14 protein-coding genes are annotated in these 19,471 nt (G+C 53.4%); 7 read left to right on the top strand and 7 right to left on the bottom strand.

Translation table 11 applies throughout. The features are described from left to right. Positions 1-20 precede the first annotated feature (20 nt). The gene (locus BC440_RS20295; RefSeq protein WP_071241172.1) at positions 21-650 is read right to left on the bottom strand and encodes a BON domain-containing protein; all 630 of its coding nucleotides are present in this window, start codon (positions 648-650) and stop codon (positions 21-23) included. 264 nt (positions 651-914) lie between these two features. Further along, positions 915-4,724 carry a bifunctional proline dehydrogenase/L-glutamate gamma-semialdehyde dehydrogenase PutA gene (gene putA / locus BC440_RS20290; protein ID WP_071241277.1) on the bottom strand — a complete coding sequence of 1,270 codons (3,810 nt, stop codon included), beginning with the start codon at positions 4,722-4,724 and terminating at the stop codon, positions 915-917. Between the two features lie 185 nt (positions 4,725-4,909). On the opposite strand from putA, the gene BC440_RS20285 reads away from it, so the two are divergent. The 7 genes from BC440_RS20285 (at position 4,910) to BC440_RS20255 (ending at position 12,264) form a co-directional block, all read left to right on the top strand. Continuing rightward, a complete protein-coding gene (locus BC440_RS20285) occupies positions 4,910-5,383 on the top strand; it encodes an Lrp/AsnC ligand binding domain-containing protein (RefSeq protein ID WP_007090318.1) in 474 nt (157 codons plus the stop codon). A 33-nt stretch (positions 5,384-5,416) separates the two neighbouring features. After that, entirely contained in the window at positions 5,417-6,118 is a 702-nt protein-coding gene (locus BC440_RS20280; protein ID WP_247643624.1) for a 2-hydroxychromene-2-carboxylate isomerase, read from the top strand. A gap of 261 nt (positions 6,119-6,379) precedes the next feature. Further along, complete coding sequence (locus tag BC440_RS20275) at positions 6,380-7,990, top strand: carboxyl transferase domain-containing protein (protein ID WP_071241170.1); 1,611 nt, start codon at positions 6,380-6,382, stop codon at positions 7,988-7,990. Between the two features lie 7 nt (positions 7,991-7,997). Further along, positions 7,998-8,819 carry an enoyl-CoA hydratase/isomerase family protein gene (locus BC440_RS20270; RefSeq protein WP_071241169.1) on the top strand — a complete coding sequence of 274 codons (822 nt, stop codon included), beginning with the start codon at positions 7,998-8,000 and terminating at the stop codon, positions 8,817-8,819. A gap of 2 nt (positions 8,820-8,821) precedes the next feature. Next, complete coding sequence (locus BC440_RS20265; protein ID WP_071241168.1) at positions 8,822-10,825, top strand: acetyl/propionyl/methylcrotonyl-CoA carboxylase subunit alpha; 2,004 nt, start codon at positions 8,822-8,824, stop codon at positions 10,823-10,825. A 1-nt stretch (position 10,826) separates the two neighbouring features. Continuing rightward, positions 10,827-11,756, top strand: coding sequence for a hydroxymethylglutaryl-CoA lyase (locus tag BC440_RS20260; RefSeq protein WP_071241167.1), 930 nt, complete (start codon positions 10,827-10,829; stop codon positions 11,754-11,756). A 58-nt stretch (positions 11,757-11,814) separates the two neighbouring features. Then, on the top strand, positions 11,815-12,264 hold the full coding sequence (locus BC440_RS20255; RefSeq protein ID WP_223305140.1) for a GNAT family N-acetyltransferase: 450 nt from the start codon (positions 11,815-11,817) through the stop codon (positions 12,262-12,264). On the opposite strand, the gene BC440_RS20250 is transcribed toward BC440_RS20255, so the two are convergent. The 5 genes from BC440_RS20250 to BC440_RS20230 form a co-directional block, all read right to left on the bottom strand. Continuing rightward, positions 12,261-13,928, bottom strand: coding sequence for a methyl-accepting chemotaxis protein (locus tag BC440_RS20250; protein WP_071241166.1), 1,668 nt, complete (start codon positions 13,926-13,928; stop codon positions 12,261-12,263). The two genes, BC440_RS20255 and BC440_RS20250, sit on opposite strands and share 4 nt — an antisense overlap. Before the next feature lie 199 nt (positions 13,929-14,127). Next, a complete protein-coding gene (locus tag BC440_RS20245) occupies positions 14,128-15,402 on the bottom strand; it encodes an MATE family efflux transporter (RefSeq protein WP_247643623.1) in 1,275 nt (424 codons plus the stop codon). Positions 15,403-15,493: 91 nt separating this feature from the next. Continuing rightward, the gene (locus BC440_RS20240) at positions 15,494-16,843 is read right to left on the bottom strand and encodes a hypothetical protein (protein ID WP_071241164.1); all 1,350 of its coding nucleotides are present in this window, start codon (positions 16,841-16,843) and stop codon (positions 15,494-15,496) included. A 456-nt stretch (positions 16,844-17,299) separates the two neighbouring features. Then, on the bottom strand, positions 17,300-17,824 hold the full coding sequence (locus BC440_RS20235) for a DUF934 domain-containing protein (protein ID WP_071241163.1): 525 nt from the start codon (positions 17,822-17,824) through the stop codon (positions 17,300-17,302). Beyond that, a complete protein-coding gene (locus BC440_RS20230; protein WP_071241162.1) occupies positions 17,811-19,466 on the bottom strand; it encodes a nitrite/sulfite reductase in 1,656 nt (551 codons plus the stop codon). Before BC440_RS20230 ends, BC440_RS20235 begins: the two co-directional genes overlap by 14 nt. Positions 19,467-19,471 lie beyond the last annotated feature (5 nt).

Genomic DNA, 19,471 nt, shown 5'->3' with positions numbered 1-19,471 from the left:
ATCTTTTAATCACAAGGTGATCAGACAGTTGCGATATGGCTGACGACGCGCTTGACACCCTTGATACGACGAACGATTGACAGCACTTTGTCGAGCTCTTCGCTGCTTTGGGCATCACCCATGATGTAGACGATATTGTTTACGGACTGCCAACGGTAGTTCACCGAACTGACACCTTTTTCGGCCAATAACAATGCCTTGATCTGGCTTTCGATCCAAACGTCTGAACCTGTCTGGGTCGCCGAATCCGCCGGCACGGCATTTTTGCCATATTCGTCTTCTGCCTTGTGATAGGCCTCGATGGTTGCCGCATCGGCGACTTCAAGATGGTCATAGACAGTCTTGATGCGGCTGTCCTGTTTGACCAGCGACATCACATCAAAATATTTGCCTTTGGAATCGACCATGCCGGTGACCATCACCTGCTGTTTCCAGATATCGACATTCACGTCGATAAGATAGGTATGATCGACCTTGGAGAACTCGCCAAGGATGCCTGACTTGATCTGGGTATCAAGCCACTGGTCATTCCCGGTCCGGTCTTCCAGCGGCATCTGTAACGGCCCACAGGCCGCAAGCGGCGTCGCCAGCAAGGCACATACCGAAACAGCCTTCATCGCTTTGCGCCAGCCTCGGGAAATCGTGATCATCTTTGAGCTCCTTCTCATGCCGATGGATCGACATATCCAAATTCTTTCGAACCACTAATACAGCAGATCGCAATAAAGCTTTAACGCCCTGAACTGCCCGTGGTTCCGGCACATCTTGTGGCAGGCGATTATGACGAAAAAAAGCCCGCGCACAATTGCCCAGGCATGTTTCGTCGCAACACAAAGGCACAATATCGCCCCCCAAAGAAAAAGACCGGGGCGATATGCCCCGGCCTCTGGTGACGGATATAGCGATCCGTAAGATCAGTTTTCTTCCATCGACATCAGCGACGCGTTACCGCCCGCCGCCGTCGTATTGATGGTAATGGTTTTTTCGGTCGCAAAACGATGCAGGAATGTTTCGTCAGGCAACGCACCGTCATCGTCAGCACCGCTATCGGAAATCAGCGACAGGATCGCGCCGTCACGTTTTGCCAGAAGCTGCTTGAACGCCGTTACACGATCAAGCGGCGCAATACAGGATACACCGGCGACATCGCCATCATACATCACGGCAACGCCGACCTTAGATGACACAACGCCGATAAGCTTTATCGGGAGGCCTGCTTCGAGCGCAAATACCGGAAGATCACCAAGCCATTTCTGATCGCCTGCCACAATTACCGCATTGCCCGCAGCAAGGGCTGCGGCGATATGACGGATAATCCGGGATGGCTCGGCATCCTTTTCGGCCTGAACCAGATAGACACCACGTCCCAGCATATAAAGGTCGTTGGTTTCACCGGTCGGCCCGGGCATCCGGGTCGGCGCAACAAAGCCGTTTTCCGAAATTGCGGCAAAATTCGCGATCAGTTCGGCATTTTCCGACAGTTCGCTGGCCGGGGCGGCTGCCAGTTTGGCCGCGAAATTTTCCAGAAGACGAACACGTTCATTGCCATCCGTCGCCTGCCATTTGACCTGTGCTGCCTGCAGGAAGCGGTATTCCTCGTCTGCCAGCGATGCCTTGATCACGATTGGCGAACGGTCATCGGCAATGGCAGCACTACCAGCGGCCTTTTGACCGGCTTCAGTCACCGGCTTGGCAAAGCGTTCGACATAGTGCGGACCGCCTGCTTTCGGGCCGGTACCAGATTTACCCTGACCGCCGAACGGCTGCACGCCAACAACGGCCCCAATCATGTTGCGGTTCACATAGCAGTTGCCAACACGCAGCTTTTGCGAAATCTGGCGCACGGTGCTGTCGATACGCGAATGGATGCCCATCGTCAGGCCATAACCGGACGCATTGATCTGATCGAGAACCTTGTCCAGATCGCGCGCCTTGTAGCGAACAACGTGAACAACCGGGCCAAACACCTCACGTTCAAGAACATCAAGCGACGGAATTTCAAAGCAATGCGGCGCAAAGAATGTGCCGTCCTTGCATTCGGGCAAGATGTCACAGGCATGCAGCAGCTTGGCTTCCTTGGTCATGCGTTCGGCATGCGCGACAAGGGTTTTGCGCGATTTTTCGTCAATCACCGGTCCGACGTCGATATCAAGGAATTTCGGGTCACCAACGCGCAGTTCCTTCATCGCCCCGACCAGCATGTGGCAAAGTTTATCGGCGATGTCTTCCTGAACGAACAGGACGCGCAGGGCCGAGCAACGCTGCCCGGCGGACTGGAATCCGGAAATGATCGCATCCTGAACAACCTGTTCAGGCAATGCGGTTGAATCGACAATCATCGCATTCTGGCCACCGGTTTCGGCGATCAAAGGCAACGGAACACCCGGGCGCTTTGCCAGCGCCTGATTTATGACCTGTGCCGTTTCAGTCGAACCGGTAAACGCCACCCCGGCAATACGCGGGTCATTGATCAGGATGTTGCCAATCACCCGCCCCGGCCCCGGCAACAGCGTGAATGCCGCCCCCGGCACGCCCGCAGCAAGAATAAGTTCGGCGGCCTTAGCCGCGACAAGCGACGTCTGTTCAGCCGGTTTGGCAATCACGGCATTCCCGGCGGCAAGTGCCGCACTGACCTGGCCCAGGAAAATCGCAAGCGGGAAGTTCCACGGACTGATGCAGACGAAAATGCCGCGCCCTTCAAGGATTCCGCCCTCGCGGAAGCTTTCTTCTGCCCGGTTGGCATAATAACGGCAGAAATCGACAGCTTCGCGGACTTCGGCAACACCGTCGGAATAGAGCTTTCCTGCTTCGCGCTGACAGAGCGCGATGAATTCGTCCATGTTGTCTTCAAGAAGATCACCAAGACGGCGCAGGCACGCGGCACGCTCAGTCGCAGCGGTCTTGTTCCAGATTTCATAACCTTTGGCGGCGGCAACAATCGCGGCCTCGACATCGGCTTCACCGGCCTGAACCAGTTCGCCGACTTTTTCGTTCCGGTTTGACGGATTGAGGACATCAATAGCCTCGCCCGAGACAAGCTTGCCACCAATCAGCGGCGCAGCATGCCAGATTTTACCCTGAATCGAGGCCAACTTTTCCGCCAGCGGCAGAAGCTTGGTCGTATCGGTCAGATCAATGCCCTTGGAATTGACGCGCCCCACACCATAAAGATCAATCGGTGCCGGAATTTTCGGATGGGCCTTGCGTGGCAGGGCGGCCATCTTTTCCACCGGGTCGGCAATCATTTCCTCAATCGGGAGCTGCTCGTCCTGAATGCGGTTTACAAAGCTGGTATTGGCACCATTTTCAAGCAAACGGCGGACGAGATAGGCCAGCAAATCCTCGTGGGTGCCAACCGGTGCATAAACACGGCACGGCACGTTTTCACCGTTTCTATCGACGATCTGTTCGTAAAGGGCTTCTCCCATGCCATGCAGCCGCTGGAATTCAAATGTCCGGTCATTGCCGGCCATTTCCAGAACCGATGCCACCGTGTGGGCATTGTGGCTGGCGAACTGGCAATAAAATGCATCACGACGCGACAGCATGAAACGCGCGCACGCCAGATAGGAAACATCGGTTGCTGCCTTGCGGGTAAAGACCGGATAACCTTCGAATCCGTTTTCCTGACTGTTTTTGACCTCGGTATCCCAATAGGCCCCTTTGACAAGGCGCACCATCATTTTGCGGCCAACCTTGACCGACAGGTCGGCAAGCCATTCAAGCACGTGATACGCCCGTTTTTGATAGGCCTGCACCGCCAAACCATAGCCTTCCCAGCCATCAAGATCAGGGGCGGCAAAGACCGCCCCGATCACATCAAGTGACAGGTCTAGGCGGTTGGCTTCCTCGGCATCGACAGTGAAACCGATGTCATATTTCTTGGCCAGTAGCGCAAGCTGTTTGAGGCGCGGCACAAGTTCATTCATGACACGGTCATAATTGGCGAAATCGTAACGCGGATGGATCGCGGAAAGTTTTACCGAAATACCCGGGCTGTTGATCGGGCCACGGTTATTGGCGACCTTGCCAATATCGTTGATCGCATCAACATAGGATTTGAAATAGCGATCAGCATCTTCCATGGTGCGGGCGGCCTCGCCCAGCATGTCATAGGAATAACGATAGCCTTTTTCTTCGTTTGCTTTTGCCCGTTCGGCGGCCTCTGCGATTGTGCGGCCCATAACGAACTGACGCCCCATAATGCGCATGGCATGGTTGAATGCCTTACGGATGACCGGTTCACCCGAACGTGCGATCATGCGCTTAAGCAATGCGCCCGGATCGGCCTTTTCCGCCTTGCCGAACTTGATCACCTTCCCCGTCAGCATCAGCCCCCAGGTCGATGCATTGACAAAGAAGCTGTCGGAATGGCCCAGATGGCTTTGCCAGTTGGCGTCAAACAGCTTGTCCTGAATAAGTTTATCAGCGGTCACCGCATCGGGAACGCGCAAAAGTGCCTCTGCAAGGCACATCAGGATGACGCCTTCCTTGCTGGATAGCTCATATTCATGAAGCAGTGCATCGATGCCGCTTTTGCCATTGTCGGCTTTGCGGACACGGGCGACCAACTGATAGGCGCGATCCTGAACACGGGCTGACTGCTCGGGTGCCAGTCGGGCGGCATTGATCATGCGCTCGACAACGGCTTCTTCGTCAGTGCGGTAGGTTTCGCGAATTTTGGCGCGGATTTCGTTAGCCTGGGGCATATCAATGCGAAACATGGCGATGGCTTCTCCCTGCAAATGCGATCCTCCGGTTCCTTATGGGAACGCAGAGCTTTCTCCTCATGTGGCCACAGACAATATATATGCACTCAAAAAATGTGCTGCCATTTTCGCTAAAAATACGATATATCATCCACAGAAAAACTTTAAGTGCAGTCATTATCACTGGTTAATAGATAGAAATGCAGAAGAATCATAAAAGCCTGGACAAGATCGACAAACAGATCCTGCGCGAACTTCAAAACGACGGACGCATGTCGAATGTCGAACTGTCACGCCGCGTCAATCTTAGCCCGACACCTTGCCTTGAACGTGTCCGTCGTCTTGAACAACACGGCTTCATCACCGGCTATATGGCCCTGCTCGATCCCCGTAAGCTTAACCAGTCGCTGGTGGTTTTCGTCGAAATCACGCTTGATCGAACAACCCCGGACGTGTTTGACGTTTTCGCAACCGCGATCCGCAAATTGCCGGAAATCGAAGAATGCCACATGGTAGCAGGTGGTTTTGATTACCTGATGAAACTGCGGGTTGCTGATATGTATGCCTATCGTGAATTCCTTGAACGCCTGTCTTCGGTTCAGGGCGTGAGCCAGACTCATACATATGTCGTCATGGAAGAAGTAAAAGTCCGCCCCGGCATAACGATCCCGTAAATTCGATCATTTTGATTGCAATACAAATGCTTAGTGGCACACTATGACCAAGCCATCCTGCCGATGGCTTTGCCGGTATCGCCACGTGGCACACCGTTTCGCGTCATTATTTACGGGCCCCACAACATGTCGGAAGTCACTTTCTATTTCGATTTCTCGTCACCTTATGGTTACCTTGCGGCGGAGCGGATAGACGCCTTTGAGGCCAGAACCGGCGTTACGGTCAATTGGTATCCATTCATGATCGGGGCAGCCTTCAAGCAGACCGGACAAAGCCCGCTGCTGGACCAGCCAATCCGCGGCGACTATTTCAGGCACGACATGGAACGCTGCGCAAAGATGCAGAACACGCCGTTCTGCATCCCCGAAAAATTCCCCTATGCCGCACTGGTCCCGACCCGCGCCTATTACTGGATTGCATCAACCAAGCCCGCATTGGCGATCAAGTTCGCCAAGGATGTCTATCGCGGATATTTTGCCGACGGGCTTGATATGTCGGACCCGGAAGTTGTCTTTGCCACAGCCACCCGGCACTCCATCAATGCCGGGGAAATCCGCGCTGCCGTCGAAAACCCGAAATGGAAACAACACGTCCGCGAAGTTACCGACGAAGCCATCGCACGCGGCGCCTTCGGGTCGCCGTTCTTTTTCTATGAAGACGAGGCATTTTTCGGCAATGACCGGCTTGAACATCTTGAACGCTGGATCAAACTGCGCAAGCAGATCGACGACTGATCCGATCAGAAAACGTGTCCATCAAAAATCCATAACCAATTAAAATATATACGAATTTTGCGACACTTTACCTCACTCGAGATATCATTTCACGATCCCAATATACTGTCTATTTTTGATATACGTAAATTCGGTACTGGATTACCTATTTAATCTTGACGTTTACGTAAACTTCCACCATAACAGCAGTCATAAACGCCATTCATCACGGGGCCGTTTCCTTGCATAAACAGCCCCGGCAACAAACGGTGTCAATTGACGATGACGGTTCTGAAATCTGCGATAAATCCCCGCTCGGAAGATTTCCGCAACAATGCCGAACAGATGGAAAAACTGGTTGCCGATCTTCGTGATCAGATCACGCAGATCAAACTTGGCGGCGGTGAACGCGCGCGCGACCGCCACACAGGGCGCGGCAAACTTCTGCCCCGTGAACGTATCCGTCAATTGCTGGATATCGGGTCCCCGTTCCTTGAACTGTCACAGCTTGCCGCCTATGGCATGTATGAGGATGAAGACGTTCCTGCTGCGGGCATCATCACCGGGATTGGTCGGGTTTCAGGCGTTGAATGCGTCATCGTTGCCAATGATGCCACGGTCAAAGGCGGCTCCTATTATCCGATGACGGTGAAGAAGCACCTTCGCGCGCAGGAAATCGCGCTCGAAAACAATCTGCCCTGCATTTATCTGGTCGATAGCGGAGGGGCGAACCTGCCACGGCAGGATGATGTTTTCCCGGATCGCGACCATTTCGGCCGCATCTTTTTCAATCAGGCAACCATGTCTTCCAAAGGCATTCCGCAAATCGCGGTTGTCATGGGGTCCTGTACGGCGGGTGGCGCTTATGTACCGGCAATGTCCGATGAAAGCATTATCGTTCGTAAACAGGGCACGATCTTTTTGGGAGGCCCGCCCCTGGTGAAGGCCGCAACCGGCGAAGTTGTCTCGGCCGAGGACCTTGGCGGTGCCGATGTTCATTGCAAGACATCGGGCGTGACCGATCACTATGCACAGGACGATGCCCATGCATTGTCGATTGCGCGCAATATCGTCAAGAACCTGAACTGGACGAAAAATCCCGGTTTGACCCTGACCACGCCGCGCGACCCCGCCTATGACCCGCGCGAAATTTATGGCGTTATTCCAAGCGATTCCAAGAAACCCTACGACGTGCGCGAAGTCATTGCCCGCATCGTAGACGGATCAGACTTTGACGAGTTCAAGGCCCAGTATGGTACAACACTGGTTACCGGCTTTGCCCGCATTTTCGGCTATCCGGTCGGGATCATTGCCAATAATGGCATCCTGTTTTCCGAGAGTGCACTTAAAGGTGCACACTTCATTGAACTCTGTTGCCAACGCGGTATTCCACTCGTGTTCTTGCAGAACATCACCGGCTTCATGATTGGCCGAAAATATGAAAGCGGCGGAATCGCCAAGGATGGCGCGAAGCTTGTGACCGCGGTTGCGACCGCCAATGTTCCCAAATTTACCGTCCTGATCGGTGGATCATTTGGTGCGGGCAACTATGGCATGTGTGGCCGTGCTTATAGCCCGCGCTTCCTTTGGATGTGGCCAAATGCAAGAATTTCAGTCATGGGCGGGGAACAGGCGGCAAACGTTTTGACCCAAATCCGCGCCGATGCACAGGAAAAGCGCGGTGAAACATGGCCCATAGAAGAACAGGAAGCCTTCAAAGGCCCGATCCGCTACCAGTATGAAGAACAGGGTCATCCCTATTACGCGTCTGCGCGACTTTGGGACGATGGGGTAATCGACCCGGCGGATACCCGCATGGTTCTTGGGCTTGGTCTTTCGGCAGCACTTAACAAACCGGTCGAGGAAACGCGCTTTGGCGTGTTCCGGATGTGAGGCTGGCATGAGCAATGTAAACACCGATAACACCAATCCATCAACCGATGCCGTGATTTGCCAGATCAGCGCATCGGGCGTTGCCCGCATCACGCTGAACCGTCCGGAAATCCACAACGCGTTTGACGATATCCTGATCGGCGATCTGACGGCCAAGCTGGAATCGCTGAATGCCGATCCGCTTGTGCGGGTAATCATTCTGTCCGGCGCGGGCAAAAGCTTTTCTGCCGGGGCCGACCTGAATTGGATGAAGCGCATGGCCAGTTACAGCCATGACGAAAATCTTGAAGATTCCCACAAGCTTGCAAAACTGATGAAGGTTTTGAACTTTGCGTCAAAACCAACCATCGGGCTCATCAACGGGGCGGCCTTTGGTGGTGGGGTTGGGCTGGCAGCATGTTGCGACATTGTGATTGCGTCTGATCGCGCCAGTTTCTGCCTGTCAGAGGTCAAACTGGGCCTGATCCCAGCGGTTATTTCTCCCTATGTGGTTGAGGCCATTGGCGTCTCGCACGCCCGTCGTTATTTTCTGACAGCGGAGCGTTTTGATGCCGCTACCGCCCACGCCATCGGATTGGTCCATGAAATTGTTTCAGGTGACGATCTGATAGCGCGTGGCGACGCCATGGCAAAGCTTTTGCTGGCGAATGGCCCGGGTGCCATGGATGCAGCAAAATCGCTGATTTATGCAGTTGCCAACAAACCGATTGACGATGATGTCATTGACGATACCGCACGACGTATTGCCGATCAGCGCGCAAGTGCCGAAGGCCGTGAAGGTGTCAGTGCATTTCTTGAAAAACGCCCCGCGAAGTGGAGTGAGAATTAATCATGCCGCGCAAAATACTGATCGCCAACCGTGGTGAAATTGCCTGCCGCGTGATTGAAACCGCACGCCGCATGGGCATCCAAACCGTCGCGGTTTATTCCGACGCGGATGCCAATGCCCTGCATGTCCAACGGGCCGACGAGGCCTATCACATCGGCGGTCCAGCCCCGAAAGACAGCTATTTGCGCGTTGATCGTTTGCTTGATGTCATTGCACAATCGGGGGCAGATGCGGTTCACCCGGGTTATGGTTTCCTGTCGGAAAATGCAGGGTTTGCAGATGCCCTTGAAAAAGCGGGCTGTGTCTTTGTTGGCCCACCGGCAAGTGCGATCCGCGCGATGGGATCGAAATCCGAAGCCAAGAAAATCATGGGCAAGGCGGGTGTTCCGCTGGTTCCCGGTTATCACGGCGAAGATCAGGACCCGGATCTTCTGGCCGCAGAAGCAGACAAGATCGGATATCCGGTTCTGATCAAGGCATCGGCGGGTGGCGGCGGCAAAGGCATGCGGGCGGTTGAAAAACCCGCCGATTTCAAGGATGCCCTTGTCAGTTGCAAACGAGAAGCCGCCAGCAGCTTTGGCGACGATCATTGCCTGATTGAAAAGCTGATCGTCAAACCACGCCATGTTGAAATTCAGGTCTTTGCCGATAGTCATGGCAATGCGGTTTATCTGTTTGAACGCGACTGTTCCCTGCAACGTCGCCACCAGAAAGTCATTGAAGAGGCCCCGGCCCCGAACATGCCCGAAGATCTTCGGGCACAGATGGGCAAGGCCGCCGTTGATGCCGCAAAGGCGATTGGTTATCAGGGGGCTGGTACGGTCGAATTCCTGCTAGATGCGTCTGGTGCGTTCTATTTCATGGAAATGAACACACGCCTTCAGGTCGAACATCCAGTGACCGAGATGATCACCGGCGAAGACCTTGTTGAATGGCAATTGCGTGTTGCTGACGGTGAAAAGCTGCCCAAGGCACAGGAAGAACTGACCATTAACGGCCATGCCTTCGAAGTCCGACTGTATGCCGAAGACCCGCATAATGATTTCCTGCCCGCCACCGGCACACTTGTGCATATGCGCATGCCCGCGGCCAATGATCACGTGCGGATAGATACCGGCGTTTACGAAGGCGGCGAGGTTTCAATTCATTATGACCCGATGATCGCAAAGCTGATCACCTGGGATACGGATCGCATATCGGCACTGCGCCGGATGGCAACCGCACTTAACGATGTACAGATTGTCGGCGTAACAACCAATACCGGTTTTCTTGCCAATATTGCGCGTCATCCGGCCTTTGAGCGCGGCGAAGTCGAAACCGGTTTCATCGGCCAGTATCTTGACGATCTGATCCCTGCCCCGGCGGTGCCTGATAATGACGCATTGGCCTTTGCCACCCTTGATATTCTGATGCGTCGCGATGCCGAGGCCAAAAGCCATGCGGCGCAAAGCAGCGACCCCTATTCCCCGTGGCACAGCACATCGGGATGGCGGATGAATGATGACAACCACCATAATCTGATCCTGCGCCATGACGGTGCAGAACTGAAAATCAGGGTGCATTACCGCACGCACGGTTATGTCATCGATATGCCTGACGGCAATTCGGTTACGGCCCATGCCGAATTCGGCAGTGATGGGACCATTCATGCAACACTTGATCAGGTGCGCAAACGCGCAAGTGTCCTTCGCGATGGCAATCGACTGACGATCTTCCGCGAAGGACGTTCTGACCGGTTGGAGATTTTTGATCCGGTTGCCGCCGCAGGCGGGCAGGAAGGTGCCGGTGGCGGGTTAACAGCGCCGATGCCCGGTAAAATCATTGCCGTGCTGGCGGAACCGGGGCAATCTGTTGCCGCAGGCGATAAGCTTGTGGTGATGGAAGCAATGAAAATGGAACACACTATTTCAGCACCGGTTTCGGGCTCGGTCCGCGAGATATTCTTTGCCGTTGGCGATCAGGTTGATGATGGCGTGGAATTGATCGCCATCGAGGAGGCAAAATAGAATGCCCCGCCTTTCGGGCTTGCCCGCGCATGTCAAAATCGTTGAAGTCGGTCCGCGTGACGGGTTGCAGAACGAAAAGGGGATGGTTGCGACCGACATCAAGGTCGAACTGATCCATCGCCTTTGCAATGCAGGCCTTTCGGTCATCGAAGCCACCGCCTTTGTCAGCCCGAAATGGGTTCCACAAATGGCCGATGCATCCGACGTCATGGCCCGTATTTTGCGTAAACCGGGCGTCACCTATCCGGTTCTGGCCCCCAACCTCAAAGGGCTTGAAGCCGCCATCGAAGCAGGTGCAACCGAAGTTGCAGTTTTTGGTGCGGCATCGGAGAGCTTTTCGCAGAAGAATATCAATTGTTCCATCGCTGAGAGCCTTGATCGGTTCCGTCCGGTGGTCGCCGCAGCGCGTGATGCCAACATCGCCGTGCGCGGGTATGTTTCCTGTGTTCTCGGATGCCCTTACGAGGGTGAAATTGCCCCACAGAAGGTTACAGACGTCGCCAAAGCCCTGTTTGATATGGGGGCTTATGAAATCAGTCTGGGCGATACCATCGGCACCGGCACACCCGGCAAAGCACAGGCCATGATCGAAGCCGTTGCAAATCAGGTTGCCATCGAAAAACTTGCCGCCCACTTCCATGATACATATGGCCAGGCATTGGCAAATCTTCTGGCCGTATTGCAGATGGGGGTTGCCACGATTGATAGCTCCGTCGCCGGTCTTGGCGGATGCCCCTATGCCAAAGGGGCCAGTGGCAATGTTGCGACCGAAGACGTCGTCTATATGCTGAACGGTCTTGGCATCGAAACCGGTGTCGACCTTGAAAAGCTTGCAGAAACAGGTAGCTGGATTACCGGAAAAATCGGCCGCCAGTCCGGATCAAAGGCCAATCTGGCGCTTGCCACCAAACGCGACACTGTCGGGATCTGATCGCATGGCCGCCGCCGAGACATATCGTTTCCGGCGGGCCGTCCCCAGCGATTTGCCCATGATACGACGCTGGTTGCGGGTACCCGAAGTGGCGCGATGGTGGGGTGCACCGGACGAGCAGATCGAACTGATCACCGAAGATATCGAGCTGCCGGAAATGGCAACGCTGATTGTATCCTATCGCAATCGACCATTTGCCTTTGCCCAGCATTATGACGCGCATCAGTGGCCGCAGCCCCATTTTGCTCACCTTCCCAAGGGCACACGATGCATTGATGCCTTCATTGGCGTGCCCGACATGATGGGATGCGGCCACGGCAAAATGTTTTTGCGATTATTGGCGCAAATGCTGATCGAACGCGGCGCACCAATGGTCGCGATTGACCCGGATCCGGAAAATGTGCGGGCGCGAAAAAGTTACGAGGCCGCCGGTTTCATCGGTAATACCGAATATGAAACCGGCGATGGTCCGTGTGTGTTGATGCAGTTTAAACAAAACGAAGATTAAGCTGCCTTGACCGCTGTCAGGAAAGATTCAACTTTCAGACGCAAGGTTTCTGCCTGCTCAGACAGCTCACCCGATGCATTCAACACTTGCTCGGCAGCGGCGCCGGTTGATGTCGCCGCCTCGTTAACACCATGAATGTTTTCGGTTACCTCGCTTGTTCCGGCTGATGCTTGCTGAACATTTCGGGTGATTTCTTCGGTGGCAGCCCCCTGCTGTTCCACAGCACTTGCAATCGTTGCCGCAATTTCGCTGATCTCAGCAATCGTACCGCCAATAGAGTCAATCGCAACCACCGCACCTTCTGTTTCCGCCTGAATTCCTGTGATCTGGGCAGTAATCTCTTCGGTTGCTTTTGATGTCGCGTTTGCGAGATTTTTGACCTCGGCAGCAACAACAGCAAAACCTTTCCCTGCCTCACCTGCCCGCGCAGCTTCAATCGTTGCATTCAATGCCAAAAGGTTGGTCTGCGCAGCAATATCGCTAATCAACCCAACCACATCACCAATCTTCTGGGCAGCTTCCGCAAGGCCGCGTACCTGAGCGTTGGTATTTTCCGCCTCGGAAACAGCCTTGTTTGCAACTTGCGATGATTGATTGACCTGATGACTGATCTCCGAAATCGAAGCACTCAATTCCTCGGATGCACTCGCAACGGTTTGAACATTGTTGGATGCCTGTTCAGCCGCCGCTGCGACCACAGTTGACTGACGATTGGTTTCTTCTGCCGTTGCTGTCATAGATGAAGCTGTTGCCTGCATTTCTGTTGCCGCAGATGATACGCTTTTCAGCACCAGAGACATGTCGGCATCGAAATCATTGGTAAGCTTCTCGATGACTTTCACGCGGGCTTCTCTTCGCTTTTGTGCCTCGGCCTCCTGTGCGGCAAGCTGTTCAGCCCGGATCATGTTTTCTTTGAAAACCAGCACGGCTTTGGCCATATCGCCGATTTCATCCTTATGATCCTGCCCGGGGATTGGTGTTTCTTTATCGCCGGCGGCAAGAACCGTCATGGCTTCCGTAATATTCCGGATAGGATTGGATATTCCCGTCCCAATCAGCCAAGCAGCACCAATACCGCAAACCACCGCAGCAACTGAAATTGACGTCACAAGCATGATGGTATTCTGGATATCCTCGGTAACCATCGGCCCGAGCTTATCCTGCTCTTGCCTGATTTCAAGTTTCAGGTTTTCAAGATTGGATGCAACCTCTGGACCGATACGGTCCAGACCTTCAATAACAAGCTGGTCTCTTTGAGGATCACCAGCCGGAATTTTGACAACTGATTGAAAGACTTGAAGATAGTCAGCCAAATCATCGTTCGTTTCCTCGATGAGGGCTTTTCGCGCACCCTGATCAACCAGCGTGCCGAGTTTTTCATTCAATTCAGATGCTGTTTGCAGACGCGTGAGCACAGTGCTGATGGCTGTTTGCCGCCCGGTCAGCAGATAGTCTCTAACGCCAACCCTGGCTTCGAGCATGTTGGCCTGTACCCGGCCTGCCTCGTTAGACTGTATTGCAATAGATCGGTATCTATCAAAATCGCTACCTATCCCGGTTAACGTGACGAACCCCAGTATGGATATCGACACCAGAAGCAAAAGAACGAGCCCGAAGCCACCAAAGATTTTAGGCGCTATTTTAAGTCTTTTTAAAATTAACATGTTTCCCTCCAAAGATGCAGACGCACTCCTTTATGTTGTTTGGTATGGAATAAATTCAACCAGAACAGCTGTGTTCAGACAGCAAAAGAAAACCGCACTTTAGCGGGCCATTTTCAGGGCATTGAGCGCCGTCAGCGGAATATTCTTTGGTTATAAAATCTTAGAACTACCATAAGCTGTCTGCAAGCCACCCTCCCTATCAGATGCCCCCCATGCGGCGGGCCAGACGGTAACTGACGATTCCGGTGATGGTTCCAAAAAGAACAATTCCGGCGGCCTGCCCGAACAAAACACCGGTTGCGCCCAAATAATAACTGCCAAGCCATACCAGCGGGATCACCCCCAGCAGTTCCTTCGCAAGATCGAAGATCATCGCGAGATTGGGGCGCCCGGTAACGTTAAAAAAGGTATGTGATGAAAATTGCAGACCGAGGAACATATAAAAGGGGGCTGTAAAACTGCAAAAAATCGATAGATACGCCGTTGTTTGATCGGTCGCGCTGAAAAGCTCCGCAATCTGGCTTTGAAACAAGAACAGGGCAGCGCAGACAATAACCCCGTAAACCACCACCAGTGCCCAGACATTATGCCAGATGCTGCGCACCCGTTCGGCCTTTGCCGCAGCAAAATTCTGGCCGATGATCGGGCCGATTGCCTGCGGTAACGCCATGTAGCCAACAAAGACGAATGGCGCGATACGTTCAATGATCGCCATGGCGGCCACTGCATCGGGCCCATACTTTGCCATGCTGGACATGATAAAGGCGCTGGCAATTGGCGGGCCAACCTTTGCCAATCCGACTGGTACGGTTACACGGGCAATATCGCGGATGTCTTTGTGGAAAAGATTCGCATCAAACAGGCCAAGCATGTGATGAACGTTTCGAACACCGTAAAATGCAACTGCCATGATTACGATCCGTGACACGACGGTTGCCCATGCCGCCCCTTCGACACCCCAATCAAAACCAAAGATGAAAATCGGATCGAGGACTGAATTGACCGCCGCCCCGGCCATTTTCGACCACATGGCGCGCTGCTTTGCCCCGATGGCACGCAACAACGCGCCCGATGACATGCTAAGCACCAGAACCGGCAAGCACAGGATCACGATCTGTACATAAGTGATGCCGATATCACGGGCCTTGCCAGTCGCCCCGAACATATCAAGCATCCAAGGTGCCGACAGCCACAAGACGACCGTCATCACGCCCGATAGCACAAGACCGAATACCAGAACATGTGTGGCATAGACTTTTGCCCTGTCCCGATCACCTAGCCCCTCGGCACGGGAAACAAGTGCTGTCATTGCGGTCGATATGCCAAGCGACACGGCAAGTGTGAAAAAGATAATCGGCCAGGCAAAGCCAAGACCAGCAATGATTTCCACATCCCTCAGAAGGCTCAGGAAAAACAGATCAAGCGCATCAACCAGAACCATCGCCACCAGCGCAAGCATGCTGGTATGCGACATTGAAAAGATGTGACGCAGGATTGAACCCGAGACAAAATATTGCGACTGCATAGCCATCGAGTTTCACACTATGCAGAGCTGAGAAGCGCGTTCAGCCATCATTATTTGGCCGCAGGATAAATTCAAATTCGCGTTCTTCGGTGGTTGCACAATCATCCCCGGAAAGCAGCGGCATGCGTGAAAGTCCTTCGCGGTTCACTGACGATGCCGATATTCTGGCGGCATCCGGGCCGATTTTCCATTTGGCGGCAATCACGCTGGGATTTTCGGCATCGAACTCGTCCAGCTTGCGCCCGATGCGAGACTGCAAAACCGGCGCATAAGGAAATTTCTGCTGGGTCCAGAAACGTTTAGAAGGCTGGAAATATCCAACTTCGTCCAGAAACGAGACACCAAAATAATAACAGGACTCAAGCGAGTTATAGAAACGACTGTCATGGGCGAAGCTGCCATCGCGCTTAAGGGAATGCCCAACACACCAATCAAGCATGGCGGCAATCTGCTCGCGCGCCAAGGCCCGTTCTGCCGACTGCATATGCGGCCACCCATAGCGAAAGATTTTCGCGACATCATAGTTGTTGTGATTATTAAATTCACCGCGGCTGAGCCATCCTTGCGGATATTCCATCTGGCGGCTTTCAAGAGTGGTGCGGATGATATCGGACCAATGTCCGACGCGCCCCTTGCGATATGACACGATATGAAAAGTATAGCTGAGATCATCATAACGATGGGTTTTGCCATCCGAAATGTACCAAGGGCCCCAGTAACCGGTTTCGGGGTTCTGGATTTCATCAAGGAATTCGCGGAAGGCATCAACATAGCTTTGATCAAGATCGATGCCGCGCACATATTTCTGCGCATAGCGTCGCAAGGACGGCTTGAAACAAAGCTGCGCCAGACAGCAGATCACACTGCCGAATTCATCGCGCTGATTGCGCCCGGTGGTGGCAATATCGGAAACAAGAAGCTTTTCCAGATAGTTTCGCATTGCCGGAGCCGTTGCAATCGGTTCTAGGAAATGCAGCGGATAACGCGGCGCCCGGCCTTCAGTGGACAATTCATGCAAACGCACGATGGTTGCATCAAATTTGTGGTGGAATTCGTTATATTGCCACCCCCACGAACCATCAACCGAAGACTGAGTTGCGACATAGCTTTGGTCAACATCGTCAAAGCTGTTTTCCAGTCTGTCGACAAGTTGGTCAAGTTCCGGCCAGTATGCCGTGTATCGCGCCAGCCATTTGGCGTAGATATACAATTGCTGGGACGCCAGCATTGTCCGGCTATATTCGGAAAATTTACGCAACGCCAGCGATAGAGCCCCCAGATAATCGATATATTTGAGCGCCTTGTCCTGATAGCCGTGATCGTAACGCATAAAATCCCGCGTAATCACGCAGCTATCACCAATCCCTGCCAGGCTTTGCTCAATCGACATTGGTTGCCTTTTCCTGTTGAACCCAGAAATGCGAACCTGCTTCCTTGCATCGGCCGTTACCGATGCCAACTGTCAGGAGATGCGTGAATTCCCCAATCCGCTTGGCAGGAGTGCATCCTGTTGTTGGGACTGATGTTTTCGGGCTCTCCTTTTTAGCCCGAAGGACAACCAAGCATTTTACAATGGTTGCCACGCAAAGGCACTTAAACAGCTAATAAGTGTATAGCTTGAAACCGATCACAACACCACTCTAAAGGTGAACTCTGGACAGTTTTTTATATACAAAAGAATAATCATTGAGCCGCCGATATCAATTCCCTACCCAGAAATTACAACTGGGGTACCGCCATCACTGACAGAAAATACCGGCATTATAAGGGCAAAAGAAAAGACGCCCGCAACGGGCGCCTTAACGGGAATGCTATTTAAAGCCTAGCTTGATCAAACCAGATGGAATCAGGACGCCGATTTAAGAGCCGCCCGACGCCGTTCACGAAGCGATGCAGCCGTAACCCGCCCATCCCCTGTCGGTTGATAATAAACCGTCATTTCCTTTAATGCGGCGCGCACTTTTGTCAGCGATACATCGTCGTCATTTTTCAACTCATATGCATCAAATCCGCAGCGATGCATGTAAAGAATCTGGTCGCGCAACACGTCACCAATTGCACGAAGTTCACCCTTGAAACCAAGACGTTCGCGCAGAACACGCGCATAGGAATATCCACGCCCGTCGGTATAGGCCGGGAAATTGACGGTGATGATCGAAAGACGATCCAGATCGTTTGCCAGATCTTCCGGCGCATCGCCGGGGTTAAGCTGCACGCCAAGACCACCATTGCGGCCGATCAGCGTTTCGCGTTCTTCCTTAAAACGCGCGAGCGGCACGATAATGTTTTCCTCGCCCGGCGGAAGGTCGGCTTCGGCGTCAAGCGTGATCCATTCCTGCTCAATCACACTGTCATTCTTAACGATCGCCATAAAGCACCTCCTTGAACGGGTCCATGCCGACACGGCGATAGGTATCGATAAAACGTTCGCCGGTTTCGCGAATGCCAAGATATTTGGTTACCAGACTTTCAATGGCATCAACGACTTCGGCCTCGGAGAAACCGGCACCGGCGATTTTGCCGATTTCGGCATTCTCACTGGCGTCGCCGCCAAGGGTGATCTGATAGAATTCCTTGCCACGTTTATCGAGGCCCAGAATACCGATATGACCAACATGGTGATGCCCGCAGGCATTGATGCAACCGGAAATCTTGATCTTGAGTTCGCCGATATCATGCTGGCGATCCAGATCGGAAAAACGTTCCGAAATGCGCTGAGACAGCGGGATCGAACGCGCCGTTGCCAGCGCACAATAATCCAGCCCCGGGCAGGAAATGATGTCGGTAACATAGCCAAGATTTGCCGTTGCCAGATTGGCGTTTTTCAGCTCCGCCCAAAGCGAGAACAAATCGGCTTTTTTCACGTGCGGCAAAACCAGATTCTGTTCGTGGGTTACACGGACATCACCAAAACTGTACTGCTCCGACAGATCGGCAACCAGTTCCATCTGGGTATCGGTTGCATCGCCCGGAATACCACCAATCGGCTTCAGCGATACGTTGGCAATCGCATAACCAGGTTGCTTATGCGCGATCACGTTCGAACGCACCCAGTTGGAGAATTCCCGGTTTCCGGCCTTGCGGCGTTCAAATTCGGCATCATCGTCGGAAAGTGTTTCAAATGCCGGCGGTGCAAACTGTTCGATGTAATGCGCAATTTCGGCATCATCAACGCGCAGCGATCCGTCCTTGATCTGTGCCCATTCTTCTTCGACCAGACGCTGCATTTCCTCGACCCCGATTTCATGGACGAGGATTTTGATGCGTGCCTTATACTTATTGTCACGACGGCCAAAGCGGTTATAAACCCGCAGGATCGCCTCAAGATACGAAAACAGATCGTTCTTGCCGATAAAGTCACGCACGGTTTTACCAACGAATGGCGTGCGACCAAGACCACCGCCCACGATGACCTCGAACCCGACCTCGCCCGCATCATTCTGATGCATGCGAAGTCCGATATCATGAACCTTTACTGCGGCACGGTCATTTGGCGACCCGGTCACCGCGATTTTGAATTTGCGCGGCAGATAGGTGAATTCCGGATGGAACGTTGACCACTGGCGGATCAGTTCGCAATAGGGCCGCGGATCTTCGATCTCGTCGGCGGCAGCCCCTGCGTACTGGTCGGTTGTCGTGTTGCGGATGCAGTTGCCCGATGTCTGGATCGCATGCATTTCGACCTTGGCAAGATCAAGCAATGCATCGGGAATTTCATCAAGCTTCGGCCAGTTATACTGGATATTCTGCCGGGTCGTGAAATGCCCGTATCCCTTGTCATAACGACGCGCGATATAACCAAGCTGGCGCAATTGATCCGCGCGCAATGTTCCATAGGGAACAGCAACGCGCAGCATATAGGCATGCAGTTGAAGGTAAACACCGTTCATCAGGCGCAGTGGGCGGAACTGGTCTTCGGTAATATCGCCCGAAAGACGACGTTTTACCTGTTCACGGAACTGCTCGGTACGTTCCAGCACCAGCTGGCGGTCAAAATCATCATAGCGATACATGACGT

This window comes from Thalassospira sp. MIT1004 (genome assembly GCF_001858545.1).
In the GTDB taxonomy this organism is placed as follows: domain Bacteria; phylum Pseudomonadota; class Alphaproteobacteria; order Rhodospirillales; family Thalassospiraceae; genus Thalassospira; species Thalassospira xiamenensis.
Note: the sequence above shows the minus strand (reverse complement) of the source record. Positions and strands in the feature narration are given on the sequence as shown.

What these genes read in the sequence shown, in the direction of transcription:
- BC440_RS20295 (WP_071241172.1), bottom strand. Translation starts at nt 650, where the DNA reads ATGATCACGATTTCCCGAGGCTGGCGCAAAGCGATGAAGGCTGTTTCG.
- putA (WP_071241277.1), bottom strand. Translation starts at nt 4,724, where the DNA reads ATGTTTCGCATTGATATGCCCCAGGCTAACGAAATCCGCGCCAAAATT.
- BC440_RS20285 (WP_007090318.1), top strand. Translation starts at nt 4,910, where the DNA reads ATGCAGAAGAATCATAAAAGCCTGGACAAGATCGACAAACAGATCCTG.
- BC440_RS20275 (WP_071241170.1), top strand. Translation starts at nt 6,380, where the DNA reads ATGACGGTTCTGAAATCTGCGATAAATCCCCGCTCGGAAGATTTCCGC.
- BC440_RS20270 (WP_071241169.1), top strand. Translation starts at nt 7,998, where the DNA reads ATGAGCAATGTAAACACCGATAACACCAATCCATCAACCGATGCCGTG.
- BC440_RS20265 (WP_071241168.1), top strand. Translation starts at nt 8,822, where the DNA reads ATGCCGCGCAAAATACTGATCGCCAACCGTGGTGAAATTGCCTGCCGC.
- BC440_RS20260 (WP_071241167.1), top strand. Translation starts at nt 10,827, where the DNA reads ATGCCCCGCCTTTCGGGCTTGCCCGCGCATGTCAAAATCGTTGAAGTC.
- BC440_RS20255 (WP_223305140.1), top strand. Translation starts at nt 11,815, where the DNA reads ATGATACGACGCTGGTTGCGGGTACCCGAAGTGGCGCGATGGTGGGGT.
- BC440_RS20250 (WP_071241166.1), bottom strand. Translation starts at nt 13,928, where the DNA reads ATGTTAATTTTAAAAAGACTTAAAATAGCGCCTAAAATCTTTGGTGGC.
- BC440_RS20245 (WP_247643623.1), bottom strand. Translation starts at nt 15,402, where the DNA reads ATGTCGCATACCAGCATGCTTGCGCTGGTGGCGATGGTTCTGGTTGAT.
- BC440_RS20240 (WP_071241164.1), bottom strand. Translation starts at nt 16,843, where the DNA reads ATGTCGATTGAGCAAAGCCTGGCAGGGATTGGTGATAGCTGCGTGATT.
- BC440_RS20235 (WP_071241163.1), bottom strand. Translation starts at nt 17,824, where the DNA reads ATGGCGATCGTTAAGAATGACAGTGTGATTGAGCAGGAATGGATCACG.
- BC440_RS20230 (WP_071241162.1), bottom strand. Translation starts at nt 19,466, where the DNA reads ATGTATCGCTATGATGATTTTGACCGCCAGCTGGTGCTGGAACGTACC.